Origin of the sequence: Sanguibacter sp. 25GB23B1, assembly GCF_040012415.1 — a bacterium.
Classification (GTDB): Bacteria; Actinomycetota; Actinomycetes; order Actinomycetales; family Cellulomonadaceae; genus Sanguibacter.
Window position 1 is genome coordinate 68,973 of record NZ_JBDYKL010000001.1, and the last position, 13,044, is coordinate 82,016.

At 71.3% G+C, this 13,044-nt stretch carries 11 protein-coding genes; 3 read left to right on the plus strand and 8 right to left on the minus strand.

Features of this window, described 5'->3' with window-relative positions; genetic code table 11:
• Window positions 1-16: 16 nt before the first annotated feature.
• Entirely contained in the window at window positions 17-337 is a 321-nt protein-coding gene (locus ABKW26_RS00345; protein WP_348590401.1) for a hypothetical protein, read from the plus strand.
• A 49-nt stretch (window positions 338-386) separates the two neighbouring features.
• Here the strand turns inward: ABKW26_RS00345 and clpB are convergent, their stop codons facing one another.
• Complete coding sequence (gene clpB / locus ABKW26_RS00350) at window positions 387-3,017, minus strand: ATP-dependent chaperone ClpB (protein WP_348590402.1); 2,631 nt, start codon at window positions 3,015-3,017, stop codon at window positions 387-389.
• A 270-nt stretch (window positions 3,018-3,287) separates the two neighbouring features.
• On the opposite strand from clpB, the gene ABKW26_RS00355 reads away from it, so the two are divergent.
• Both ABKW26_RS00355 and ABKW26_RS00360 read left to right on the plus strand, forming a co-directional pair.
• Complete coding sequence (locus ABKW26_RS00355) at window positions 3,288-4,271, plus strand: hypothetical protein (RefSeq protein ID WP_348590403.1); 984 nt, start codon at window positions 3,288-3,290, stop codon at window positions 4,269-4,271.
• 106 nt (window positions 4,272-4,377) lie between these two features.
• Window positions 4,378-5,340, plus strand: coding sequence for an alpha/beta hydrolase (locus ABKW26_RS00360; protein WP_348590404.1), 963 nt, complete (start codon window positions 4,378-4,380; stop codon window positions 5,338-5,340).
• Between the two features lie 24 nt (window positions 5,341-5,364).
• On the opposite strand, the gene ABKW26_RS00365 is transcribed toward ABKW26_RS00360, so the two are convergent.
• From ABKW26_RS00365 to ABKW26_RS00395, 7 genes are all read right to left on the minus strand, one after another.
• The gene (locus ABKW26_RS00365) at window positions 5,365-6,321 is read right to left on the minus strand and encodes a CAP domain-containing protein (protein WP_348590405.1); all 957 of its coding nucleotides are present in this window, start codon (window positions 6,319-6,321) and stop codon (window positions 5,365-5,367) included.
• 76 nt (window positions 6,322-6,397) lie between these two features.
• Window positions 6,398-6,862, minus strand: coding sequence for a monovalent cation/H(+) antiporter subunit G (mnhG, locus tag ABKW26_RS00370; RefSeq protein WP_348590406.1), 465 nt, complete (start codon window positions 6,860-6,862; stop codon window positions 6,398-6,400).
• Window positions 6,859-7,251, minus strand: coding sequence for a monovalent cation/H+ antiporter complex subunit F (locus ABKW26_RS00375; protein WP_348590407.1), 393 nt, complete (start codon window positions 7,249-7,251; stop codon window positions 6,859-6,861). Before ABKW26_RS00375 ends, mnhG begins: the two co-directional genes overlap by 4 nt.
• Entirely contained in the window at window positions 7,248-7,847 is a 600-nt protein-coding gene (locus tag ABKW26_RS00380; RefSeq protein WP_348590408.1) for a Na+/H+ antiporter subunit E, read from the minus strand. Before ABKW26_RS00380 ends, ABKW26_RS00375 begins: the two co-directional genes overlap by 4 nt.
• The gene (locus ABKW26_RS00385; protein ID WP_348590409.1) at window positions 7,844-9,427 is read right to left on the minus strand and encodes a Na+/H+ antiporter subunit D; all 1,584 of its coding nucleotides are present in this window, start codon (window positions 9,425-9,427) and stop codon (window positions 7,844-7,846) included. The genes ABKW26_RS00380 and ABKW26_RS00385 overlap by 4 nt, the downstream gene beginning before the upstream one ends.
• Window positions 9,424-9,894, minus strand: coding sequence for a Na(+)/H(+) antiporter subunit C (locus ABKW26_RS00390; RefSeq protein WP_348590622.1), 471 nt, complete (start codon window positions 9,892-9,894; stop codon window positions 9,424-9,426). Before ABKW26_RS00390 ends, ABKW26_RS00385 begins: the two co-directional genes overlap by 4 nt.
• A gap of 11 nt (window positions 9,895-9,905) precedes the next feature.
• Window positions 9,906-12,974, minus strand: a complete 3,069-nt coding sequence (locus ABKW26_RS00395; protein WP_348590410.1) for a Na+/H+ antiporter subunit A — start codon at window positions 12,972-12,974, stop codon at window positions 9,906-9,908.
• Window positions 12,975-13,044: the final 70 nt, after the last annotated feature.

A 13,044-nucleotide genomic window follows, 5' to 3' on the forward strand; every position in this document is an offset into this window, starting at 1 on the left:
CGAGCAGGGGGAAGAGATGCAGAGAAGGAGCCTGATCGCAGCACTCACGGTCGTCCTCGTGGGGTTCTCGACAGTGGTGGCGTCGAGCGCGAGCGCAGCGGCCTGCACGGTGGCGGCGTCCCGGTCGTCGACCTGGACGAAGGTCCAGGCCGGCACCGGTTGCCTCGCCGTCCAGGCGCGGATCGACAAGTACGTCCAGGGCACGGGCATCCGCAGCACGCTCGGCTATGCCGGTCCGACGCTCTCGGTCGCCGTGGACAACTACGGCATCTGGTCCGGGGCGTACTACCGCACCCGCAGCTCGGCGGGCACCTGGAGCGGGTGGTCGCCGGTCTGACGACTCCCTCCCGGCCGCCCGCCGAGGCTGCAGGTCGGCGCTGCGCGGCTCAGCGCACGGTGAGCGTCAGCCGGGCCGTCCCGTCCTCGGACTCCGCGCCGAGGTCGGGGCGGTCCACGAGCACGGTCGCGCCGTCGACCACCTCGCCGGAGAGGATGGACCGCGCGAGGCGGTCCCCGATCTCACGCTGGACGAGCCGGCGCAGGGGCCGGGCACCGTAGGCGGGGTCGAAGCCCTCGATCGCGAGCCACTCGCGCGCCGGGAGCGTCACCTCGAGGGAGATCCGACGGTCCGTGAGCCGTGCCGCGAGCTCCTTGACCTGGATGTCGACGATCCGTCCGAGCTCGTCGAGGCCCAGGGGGTCGAAGAGCACGACCTCGTCGAGCCTGTTGAGGAACTCGGGCTTGAACGCTTCGCGGACGGTCGACATGACTGCGGCACGCTTCGCCCCGTCGTCGAGCAGCGGGTCGACGAGGAACTGCGAGCCGAGGTTCGACGTGAGGACGAGGATGACGTTGCGGAAGTCGACCGTGCGCCCCTGGCCGTCGGTGAGGCGGCCGTCGTCGAGCACCTGGAGGAGGATGTCGAAGACCTCCGGGTGTGCCTTCTCCACCTCGTCGAGCAGCAGCACCGAGTACGGACGCCGACGGACCGCCTCCGTGAGCTGGCCGCCCTCCTCGTAGCCGACATAGCCCGGAGGGGCTCCGACGAGGCGCGAGACGCTGTGCTTCTCCGAGTACTCCGACATGTCGATGCGCACCATGGCCCGCTCGTCGTCGAAGAGGAAGTCCGCGAGCGCCTTCGCGAGCTCGGTCTTGCCGACGCCGGTGGGGCCGAGGAAGAGGAACGATCCGGTGGGGCGGTTGGGGTCGGACACCCCGGCGCGGGCGCGACGGACGGCGTCGGACACGGCCGCGACGGCGGTCTTCTGGCCGATGAGCCGCTGACCGACGACGTCCTCCATGGAGAGGAGCTTCTGGCTCTCGCCCTGGAGGAGTCGGCCGGCGGGGATGCCGGTCCACGCGGAGACGACCTCGGCGATCTCGTCGGCGTCGACCTTGTCCCCGACGAGGCGTGGCGGGCGGCCCTCGGCGGAGGACTCGGCGTCCTCGTCGCGCTCTGCGCGCTCGGCGTCGGCGAGCTCGCGCTCGAGGGCGGGGAGCTCTCCGTACCGGATGCGCGACGCGGTCTCGAGGTCTCCCTCGCGCTCGGCGCGCTCCTGCTGGGACTGGAGCTCGTCCTTGCGCTTGCGCAGCTCACCGACGCGGTTGAAGCCGCCCTTCTCGGACTCCCACCGCGCGTTGAGGGCGGCGAGCTCCTCGCGGCGGTCGGCGAGGATGGCCCGGAGCTCGACGAGGCGCTGCTTCGAGGCCTCGTCGTCCGACTTGTCGAGCGCGAGCTCCTCCATCTCGAGGCGCGTGACCGCGCGCCGGAGCGTGTCGATCTCGACCGGCGAGGAGTCCATCTCCATGCGCAGGCGCGACGCGGCCTCGTCGACGAGGTCGATGGCCTTGTCCGGGAGCTGACGACCGGAGATGTACCGGTCGGAGAGCGTCGCGGCGGCCACGAGGGCCGCGTCGGAGATGGTCACGCGGTGGTGGGCCTCGTAGCGGGACTTCAGCCCGCGCAGGATGGCGACGGTGTCCTCGACGGACGGCTCGCCGACGTAGACCTGCTGGAACCGGCGCTCGAGTGCGGGGTCCTTCTCGATCCGCTCTCGGTACTCGTCGAGCGTCGTCGCGCCGACGAGGCGGAGCTCGCCGCGCGCGAGCATGGGCTTGAGCATGTTCCCGGCGTCCATCGAGCCGTCGCCGCCGCCACCTGCGCCGACGACGGTGTGCAGCTCGTCGATGAAGGTGACGACCTCGCCGTCGGACCCCTTGATCTCCTCGAGGACGGCCTTGAGGCGCTCCTCGAAGTCGCCGCGGTACTTCGCGCCGGCGACCATGGCTGCGAGGTCGAGGGAGATGAGGCGCTTGCCCTTGAGAGAGTCGGGGACGTCGCCGTCGACGATGCGCTGGGCGAGCCCCTCGACCACGGCGGTCTTGCCGACGCCGGGCTCTCCGATGAGGACGGGGTTGTTCTTGGTGCGGCGGGAGAGGACCTGCACGACGCGGCGGATCTCGGCGTCGCGGCCGATGACCGGGTCGAGCTTGCCGTCGCGCGCCGCCTCGGTGAGGTCGACGCCGTACTGGGTGAGCGCCTTGTACGTCCCTTCGGGGTTCGGCGAGGTGACCCGCTTGTCTCCGCGGACTGCGGGGATCGCGGCGGCGAGCGCGTCACGCGTCACGCCTGCGCGACGGAGGATGTCCGCCGCGGGGGACGGGGCTGCGGCGACACCGAGGAGGAGGTGCTCGGTCGAGAGGTACTCGTCGTCGAGCGTGGCGGCCTCGGTGCGGGCGCGCTGGAGGACTGAGGACAGCGAGGTCGAGACGGTCGGCTTGGTCACGGCGGTGCCGCTGACGGTCGGCAGCGCGACGAGGGCGCGGCGGACGTCGGCGCCGACGGCCTGGGCGTCCGCCCCGACCTCCGCGAGCAGGCCGGGGGTGGTGCCCTCGGCCTGGGAGACGAGGGCGGCGAGCAGGTGCAGGGGCTCGACCTGCGGGTTCCCGGCGGCGGTGGCTGACTGGATCGCGTCGCCGAGGGCCGCTTGGGAGAGGGTCGTCAGATTTCCGTCCATGGAACCTCCAGATGGCGTGCGGGTGATGTCGCGTCGGGGCTCCAGCACGCAAGCCCCGACGGTCTGTCCAAAGTTGAGTCTAGTCCACTCAACTCCGGATTTCTACGGATCAGATGTCCCGTTTGGCCGCCTTCACGGTGGGGACATGTCCCCGTTCACCCGTCGCGACGCACCACGCCGCGTCGTGCTGTGAAACAGTTCGGGGAGGGTCGCGCAGCCCGCCGGGCGCGCTGGAGGACCCACAGGTCACACCGAGGGAGAACCACTCGTATGAGCAGAAGACGACTGGCGCTGGCGGCAGGAGCAGCACTCCTTGTTGCAGCGCTCACCGGGTGCGGGAAGGTCACCGCCGAGTCCGTGGTCTACGACGACGCGACCTACGACATGACGCTCTACATGCTCGGCGAGGACGAGCAGATCGAGCTGTCCGGCGCCACCCCGACGGAGCTGTCCGAGACCCTCGTCTCGACCTTCGAAGGTGCACCCGGCACGGAGGACTGGACGTTCACCCCCTACTCGGCAGACGGCTACTCCGGCGTCGAGGCGGTCGGCACCGGCATCCCGGGCGACGACATCGCCATGTTCGGCACCGGGCTGTTCGAGTCCGACGACGAGACGATCACCTTCGACTTCCAGTACCCGATGAGCCTCGTCACCGAGCAGTCCGGCCTGCCCGCCGACCAGGCGGTCGAGGTCACCGTGAGCATGGTCGTCGAGTTCCCCGGAGACGTCATCGACCACAACGGCACGCTCGTCGACGACCGCACGGTCGAGTGGAGCTCCGCCGCGGACACCGATCCCGACTTCACCGCGACCTCCGCGACCTCGAGCGCCGAGCCGTCCGAGGAAGCGAGCGACGAGGCGACCGAGGAGAGCGACGAGCCGGCAGCTGCAGACGACGACTCCTCGGACGCCGACGAGGACGAAGGTGTCAACTGGCTCCTCTGGATCTCCGTGGCGGTCGGTGTCCTCGCCCTCGCCGGCCTGATCGCCTGGTTCGTCATGCGCGGGCGCGGCTCCAACGGACCCGGTGGACCCACCGGTCCTGGCGGACCCGGCGCCCCCGGCACGCAGCAGCAGTGGGGACAGCAGCCGCCCCCCGGCGGCGCCACCCCGCAGCAGTGGGGACAGCCGCAGGCGCCGCAGGGCGGTGCACCGCAGCAGCCCTGGGGACAGCAGCCCCCGCAGGGCGGTCAGCCGCCCCAGGCCGGTCAGCCGCCCCAGCCGTGGGGCCAGCAGCCGCCTCCGGCGTGACACGGTCCCGCTGAGCAGCCCGACGGCTGCTCAGCGGGGCGCTCACCCGAGCTCAGCAGGGCGCTCGAGCGTCCAGCACCACCGCGGACGACCAGGAGGATGCACCATGAGCGACGACTGGCAGCCTGACGTCCTCGGTCCTGACTGGGTGGCCCGGACGCTCGTCCTCGCGCCGGACGCCGAGGGCGAGGTCGTCGCGACCCTCGTCCGGCGCGCAGGCACCCCTGGCTCACGGCGCGCGGTGCTCTACGTGCACGGGTTCGTCGACTACTTCTTCCAGGCGCACATGGCTGACGAGCTCGCCGCGCACGGGTACGACTTCTACGCGCTCGACCTCCGCAAGTACGGCCGCTCGCTCCGGCCCCACCAGACGCCGAACTACGTCATGGAGCTCGCCTCGTACGCCGAGGAGCTCGACCGTGCGGCGCGGATCATCCGCACCGACGAGGGGCACACGGAGCTCGTCGTCCTCGGTCACTCGACCGGGGGGCTCGTCGCGAGCCTCTGGGCGGACGCCCGCACCCGCGACGGCGCACCGCCCCTCGTGGACGCGCTCGTCCTCAACAGCCCGTGGTTCGACCTCAACGAGCGATGGTTGCAGCGGGTCGTGGCGACGCGCCTGATCGACCTCGTCGCTCCGCTCGTACCGATGCTCCCGGTCGGCAGGCTCCAGCCCCACTACGGCCGAGCCCTGCACGCGGGCTCCGGAGGCGAGTGGGAGTACGACCTCGCATGGAAGCCGCACGAGGGCTTCCCGGTGCGCGCCGGGTGGTTCCGCACGATCCGCCGCGGCCATGCACGCATCGCGCGCGGCCTGAGCATCGGGTGTCCCGTCCTCGTCCTGACGTCGGCCGCGTCCGGCAGCGCGAAGACCCAGCACGATGCGCTCGTCACCACGGACAGCGTCCTGGACGTGGAGCAGATCGCGGCCCGCGCTCCTGGTCTCGGTGCCGACGTCACCCTGGTGCGGGTCCCCGGCGGTGCGCACGACCTGGCGCTGTCCCCGGAGCCCGCCCGGTCCACGTACTTCGCCGAGATGTTCGACTGGCTCGCCCGCCGTCGGGCGTGACGTGCTACGCCTGGCCGCGAGGCGTCAGGCGTAGCCGAAGACCTGCGTCCACGCGTCACCGGAGACACCGACGCCGATCGCGACCGACGAGCAGCTGAGGATGTTGGCACGGTGGCCCGGGCTGTTCATCCACCCGTCCATGACGGCAGCCGCCGAGCGGTATCCCTTCGCGACGTTCTCGCCGCTGAACGAGGTGTATCCCTGCGCCGTCGCACGGTCGGCCGCGGATCGGCCGTCGAGGCTCGTGTGGGACATGTAGTTGTTGGCGGACATGTCCTCGCTGTGCAGCTGGGCAGCTGCGGTCAGCCGGGCGTCCGGGCGGAGCTCGGCACAGCCCGCCTGCAGGCGCTGGACGTTCACGAGACGCAGGACCTCGGCGCTCTCGGCACTCATCCCCGCTGCCGGGCTCGGTGCCGCAGGCGCCGGCTGCGGGGCGGGTGCCGCGGGCTGGGCCGGCGCTGCCGGCTCGGGAACGGCGGGAGCAGCAGGAGCCGCGGCCTCAGGTGCAGCCTCGGCAGACGGCGCCTCGGCGGCGGCGTCCGGCGCTGCCGGAGCCGGCACCGCCGGGTCCACGACGGCGGGGGCGGCCGGGGCTGCAGGGACGCCGGACGCCACGAAGGGTTGCGTGCCGTCGACGAGGAAGGGGTTGAGACGCTTCGCCAGCCCGGCGGTCCGGGGGCCGCTGCCACGCGACGCCGCGGTCTCGGCACGGTCCGCCAGGTCCTCGACGGTGACCGCCTCCGCGGTCACCTGACCGAGTCCCCCAGGGCCGAGGAGGTCACCGACGACGGGGATGCGAACCTCTCCGCTCGCCACACGGGACGGCAGCGCCCGCCACTCGTCGCGGGTCTCGGGGCCGACCACGAAGACGGCGACCGTCACGGCGATCGCGAGCCCGAACACGCCGGCGGCGACGCTGCGCACCACGACGACCCAGGCTGACCGGAGACGACGGACGGCGTCGTCGAACAGGTGCGTCACACGGGCTCCTTCGCAGACGGTCTGGTGAGGTGGCCACCACAGTACCTGCCAACTGCGACGAAACAGAACTATCGCCTCAAGCAGGACGCGGGTCCTGTCCGTCCACGTCGGTCACGTCCCTCGTCGCGTCCACCACGGAGTCGTCGTCCGGGCGGACGGGCTGGGCGACGATCGCGCGCGAGACGCGGACCGCTCCACCGGCCACCTGGTCCTCGGTGAGCTCGTCGACCTCGAGCAGGTCGGAGCGGACCTTGCCGGTGCGGTACCCGGCGCGCCCCACCATGTGCGCAGCGACCGGAGCCGTCATGAGCTGGAAGACCGCGACGAGAACGAGCATGCCGAGCACCTGGAGGTTGCGCACACGCAGCGCCTCGCCCATGAGCAGCAGGATGAGCCCGAGGACCTGCGGCTTGGTCCCGGCGTGCATGCGGGAGAGCAGGTCGGGGAAGCGGACCACACCGACCCCGGCAGCGAACGCCAGGAAGGCCCCGGCGAGGAGGCAGAGCGCCGCCGCGACGTCCGCGACCGTCGTCCACGTCATGAGCGCTCCTCCTTCTCGTCCGGCAGCGGCTGCTCCAGCCGCGCCTCGTCCAGCAGCGCCTCGTCCTCTGCACGCCGCAGCGCCGCCTCTTCTGTCGCGATCTCCTCGACCGTCCGGACGCGACCCTCGCCTTCCGGCTCGACCGCGGCGAAGCGGGCGATCGTCACGGATCCCACGAACGCGACGAGCGAGAGCACCACGAGGAGCGGGAGCGTGTCGGTCCGCCCGGAGAACGCGGACTCGAGAACGACCGCCCCGACGATCGCGGTGACGAAGACGTCGAGCGCGATGGTGCGGTCCAGCATCGACGGGCCCCGCTCCGCACGGACGAGCGCGAGGATCGCGGCGCCCGAGAGGAGCGCCCCGCACACGATGGCGACGATGGTCATGAGCGGCCCCCGGTCGGTGGGAGGGTGCCGAACGGCACGGTCGAGCGCGGCGACCTGGCGATGCCTGCGCGGGACAGCTCCTCGTCCGACGCCAGGGCACGCATGATCCGTTCCTCGAGCGCATGGACGTCGTCGCGGACCTTCTCGGCCCCGCCGTACGCCTCGAGGTTGAGGATGTGGAAGTAGAGCATGCCGGTGAGCCGGTTCGCCTCGATGACGAGCGACCCGGGCACGAGCGAGCTCATCTCCGCGACGAGCGTGAGATAGAGGTCGGAGGAGCTGCGCAGCCGCACCCCGACGACACCGCCCCGTGGTGTCCGACCGAAGCGGAACGCCTCCATGCTCACCTGGACCGAGGCTCGCACGAGATCGATCCCGAAGCGCAGGACGAGGTGCGCCAGAGCGAGCGGGCGCAGGCGACCGTGGAAGTCGATCGCGGGCAGGGGCATCGCCGCCGTGACGAGGATGGCCACGAGGAGCCCGCTCGCGAGGTTGCCCCACGCGATCTCGCCCCACAGCATCATCCAGACCGCGGTGAGCCAGGCGACCGACGGCCAGTGGGCCCGGAGCGTGCGCCGACGACGATGGATGGTCATGATCCGCCCTCCTGCGTCGTGTCGGCGTCGGAGGTGCCGTCGGTCTCGTCGGACTCGTCGGCAGACTCTCCGGCACCGCGCCCGTCCGGCCGCAGCACCGCGTCGATGTACGTGCGGTTGTCGAGCAGCGTGTCGGCGGCACGGTCCGTGTAGGAGTAGAGCGGGCCGGCCACGACGGTGATGAGCAGGCCGAGCCCCACGAGCGCCGTGGTGGGGCCGACGAGCGTGCGCGGCAGCCGGGTCTCGGGGATCGCCTCGGGCGGGGTCTGCCAGAAGGCCTTGTTCCATGCCTTGACGATCGCGTAGAGCGTGAGGACCGAGGTGACGACGCTGCCGACCACGAGCGTGTAGGCGAGCGGCGTGCCCGCCGCGACGCCGGCCTGGAGGAGCCCGACCTTGCCGAGGAACCCGGACAGCGGCGGGATCCCCGCGAGGCTCATCGCCGGGACGAAGAAGAGGATCGCGAGGCCGGGCGCGATCTTCGCGAGCCCGCCGAGCCGGTCGAGCGAGGTCGACCCGCCCCGACGCTCGACGAGCCCGACGACGAGGAAGAGGGTCGTCTGCACCGTGATGTGGTGCGCGACGTAGAAGATCGACGCCCCGAAGCCGGCCTGGGAGGCCAGGGCGATGCCGAAGAGCATGTACCCGATGTGGCTCACGAGGGTGAAGGACAGGAGTCGTTTGATGTCGTTCTGGGCGACGGCACCGAGGATCCCGATGACCATCGTCGCGAGAGCGAGCCACATGAGCACCGTGTCGAGGCGCCCGTCGGGGAAGAGGAGGGTCTGCGTGCGGATGATCGCGTAGACACCCACCTTGGTGAGCAGGCCCGCGAACACCGCCGTGACCGGCGCCGGCGCCGTCGGGTAGGAGTCCGGGAGCCAGGCCGAGAGCGGGAAGATCGCCGCCTTGATCCCGAACGCGAGGAGGAGCAGGAGCTGGAGGACGAGCGCGACCCCCGGGTCGATCTCGGCCAGGCGCTGCGCGAGCTGGGCGAGGTTCACCGTGCCGGTGGCGGCGTAGGTCAGAGCGATCGCCACGAGGAAGATCAGCGACGAGAGCAGCGCGACGACCACGTAGATCGACCCGGCGCGGATCCGCTCGCCGGTGCCGCCGAGCGTGAGGAGCACGTAGCTCGCCGCGAGGAGGATCTCGAAGCCCACGTAGAGGTTGAAGAGGTCCCCGGCGAGGAAGGCGTTCGAGACGCCCGCAGCGAGGACGAGGTACGTCGGGTGGTAGATCGAGACCGGGGCGGCCTCGTCCCCGTCCGTGATGCCCTGCCCCAAGGAGTAGAGGAGGACGCAGAGCATGACGCTGCTCGAGACGGTGAGCATGAGGGCGGCGAGCCGGTCGGCCACGAGGTTGATCCCCACGGGGGCGGCCCAGCCACCGACGTCCACGACGACGGCTCCGCCGTCGGCGACGAAGAGCAGCGCCGTCCCGGCGCAGACCATGAGGGCGAGCGCGACGACGCTGATGATCCGCTGCGCGACGGGGTGCCGGTACAGCGCGAGCGTGAGCCCGGCGGCGAAGAGCGGCATGACGACGGGGAGCGGCACGAGCCACGAGTAGTCGCTCATGCATCACCCCGCTCGGTCTCGTCGCGGGCCTCTGCTGCTTGTTCGTCGATGCTCTCGGAGTCTTCCTGTGAGTCGAGGTCGTTGAAGGACGGGGCGTTCTTCGCCGCGAGGCGCACGATCCTGCGGTCCTCGAGGTCGTCCTGGACCTCGTCGTGACCGTGCAGCTGCCAGGATCGGTAGGCCATCGCGAGGATGAACGCGGTGAGCGCGAGCGTGATGACGATGGCGGTGAGCACCATCGCCTGCGGCAGGGGGTCGCTCATGTCCTCGGGGGCGGTCTCCCCCACGAGCGGCGGACCGCCGGCGGCGCCACCGGCGACGAGGAACAGGAGGTTCGCGCCGTTGCCGATGAGGATGAAGCCGATGAGGACGCGGGTGAGGCTGCGCTCGAGCAAGAGGTAGACGCCCGAGATGAAGAGCGCGCCGATCGCGGCGACGAGCACGAGGTTCGGGCTCATCTCGATCATGTCCGGGCCGCTCATGCGTCCACCTCCGTGCCGGACCGGCCGGACCGGTGGTCGCCTGCGGCGCCCGGCACGTTGACGTCGACGTGCCGGTCGATCTCTGCACCGAGGGTGCGCAGGATGTCGAGGATGAGTCCGAGGACCACGAGGAAGACGCCGAGGTCGAAGAAGACGGACGTGACGAGCTTGACGTGGCCGAAGACGGGGAGGGTGCCCTCGACGATGACGCTCTGGAGCACCTCGCCGCCGAAGATGAGGGCGAAGAGGCCGACGCCGGCGGACAGGAACAGCCCGAGACCGAGGAGCAGGCCCGGCTGGATGGGCAGCGCCTCGCCGAGCTCGTAGCGACCGCCCGCGAGGTACCGCACGATGAGCGCGATGCCGACGACGATCCCGGCGGCGAACCCGCCGCCCGGGGCGTTGTGCCCGGAGAGCAGCAGGAACGCGGCGAAGACGATCATGGAGTGGAAGAGGAGACGTGTGATGACCTCGAAGATCACCGATCGGCGCAGCGGAGCGAGCGTCCGTCCGCCGGGCAGCCAGACCCTCTGCCGGAGAGTGGTGGGCTGGGACGACGTCGAGGCCGCGGGGACGGGGAGGGCGCTGAGGCCCTCGGGGTCGAGCTGCGCACGGCGCAGGAGGCCCTGCTCGGACGCGGACGGACCGTCCTCACCCTTGGAGTAGCCGGCGGCATTCTCCTCCGTGACGTTCTGCGCGCGGAGGATCTCCCCGCCGCGCCGCCGCAGGAAGACAAGGGACGCCACGCCGGTCGCCGCGACGAGGAGCACGGAGATCTCGCCCATGGTGTCCCAGGCACGGATGTCGACGAGCGTCACGTTGACGATGTTCTTCCCGCCACCGAACTCGTACGCCTCCTCGGGGAACGCCACGGAGACCCGCTCGTGGATCCGCGCCCCGGGGATGACGAGCGCCATGCCCATGACGACGACGCCCACGGCGACGGCGATCGCCAGCCGCACCCAGCGGGTGGAGGCGAGCGGCCGGTCGGAGAAGTACGGCGGGAGACGGCGCAGCACGAGCACCATGACGACGAGGGTGACGGTCTCGACGAGCACCTGCGTGAGCGCGAGGTCGGGAGCGCCGTGCAGCAGGAAGATCAGCGCCACCCCGTAGCCGCAGAAGCCGACGAGCAGGACGGCCTTGAGCCGGCGGCGCGACCGGGCGACGAGGATCGAGGCCACGATGATGACGATGACCGGCACGAGCTGCGCGGAGGAGTCCCAGAGCCGCACGGACTCGGGCCAGGTGGTCTGGCCGAGGAGCACGCTCCCGGGCCCCACGACGAGGACGATGAGGATGATGCCGAGGTAGAACGGCAGCGAACCACGCTGGGTCAGTGCGGTGACGTCGGCCGCGAGGTCGTCGAGCGCGCGCATGAACCGGCGGTAGGCCCGGTCGGCCTCGACGACGTGCGGCATGGCAGCCTGGAACCACTCGACGGTCTTGCGGCCGACGAAGAGCAGGAGACCGACGCCGAGGATCGCCAGCGTGAGGAAGAACGCCGGCCCGGCCCCGGCCCACAGGGCGAGGTGCCCGGCCTCGCCGACACCATAGGTGTCGGCGTGCGGCTGCAGGAGGGACTCCCCCGTGCTGGGGACGAGACCGGCGGCGAGGCCGAGCACACCGAGGACGAGCGCCGGCCCGACGAGCAGGAGCGACTGGCGCTTGATGGTCGACGGGTCGATCATCCCCGTCTCGGCCTCGGCGCCCTCGGGCGTGACGCCCGCGACCGGGATCGCCGGCCTCGAGCGCTTCGTGGCGAACGCCCCCCAGAGGAAGCGCAGGCCGTACGCGACCGTGAGCATCGAGCCGAGCACGATCGCCGTGATGACGAGCGGACCGGTCCAGGACGGCCCGGCGGCGACCCCGTCGTGCACGATGGACTCGAGCGCCGCCTCCTTGGCGACGTACCCGGCGAAGGGCGGCAGGCCGATCATCGACACGGTCGCGAGACCGCCGGCGACCGCGGTCATCGGCAGCGCACGGCCGACACCGGTGAGACGCCGCAGGTCGCGGGTGCCGGTCGCGGCGTCGACCACACCGACGGTGAGGAAGAGCGCGGCCTTGAACATGGCGTGCGCGCCGATCATCGCGAGGCCGGCGAGGGCCGCGGAGCGGTTCCCGAGGCCGACGAGCAGGATGATGAGCCCGAGCTGGGAGACGGTGCCGAAGGCGAGGACGAGCTTGAGGTCGTTCTGCCGGAGCGCCCGGTAGCCACCGAGCAGGAGCGTGCCGCAGCCGAGGACGATGATGATCGTCACCCAGACGGTGAGGTGGGAGTACGCCGGGGCGAACCGGGCCACGAGGTACACACCGGCCTTGACCATCGCGGCCGCGTGGAGGTAGGCGCTCACCGGGGTGGGGGCCGCCATCGCGGCGGGGAGCCAGAAGTGGGTGGGGACGAGCGCCGACTTCGTCGCCGCGCCGGCGAGGATGCACACGACGCCCGCGGTGACCGCGGTGCCCGACGGCGGGTTCGCCAGGAGGCCCGAGAGGCTGTACCCGGTCTCGGCGGCGGTGCCGAGGATGACGATGCCGCAGAGCATCGCGAGCCCTCCGGCGGTGGTGACGATGATCGCCTGCATGGCCGCCCGGCGGCTGGCCTTGCGGTCGTGGTAGTGCCCGATGAGCAGGTAGGAGAAGACGGTCGTCAGCTCCCAGAACATGAACAGCAGCATCATGTCGTCGGCGGTGACGAGACCGACCATCGCGCCGGCGAAGGCCACGAGCACCCCGCCGAACCGGCCCAGCCCGGAGGCGGCGGCGGCGAAGTAGGCCGAGCAGTACACGAGGACGAGGGCGCCCACCGCGCCGACGAGCAGGAGCATGAGCCACGAGAGGGTGTCCATGCGGAAGGAGAGGTTCACGCCGAGGACGGGGATCCACGAGACGACCTCGGTCGGCTCGTCCCCGCTCATGACGCGAGAGGTCCAGCTCAGGGCGTACACGGCAGCGGCCGCCGGGGCGAGCGCCATGACGAGGAACGCGCGCCGTCCCAACCAGGAGACCAGTGCGGGCGCGGCTAGTGCCAAGAGGGCATGGGCAACGAGCAGCAGCAGCACGTCCGCTCCGTCCTGTTGTGGGCGGGTGGTCGGTTCAGTTGTGAGGGATCTGGTGAGAACTTTACCAAGG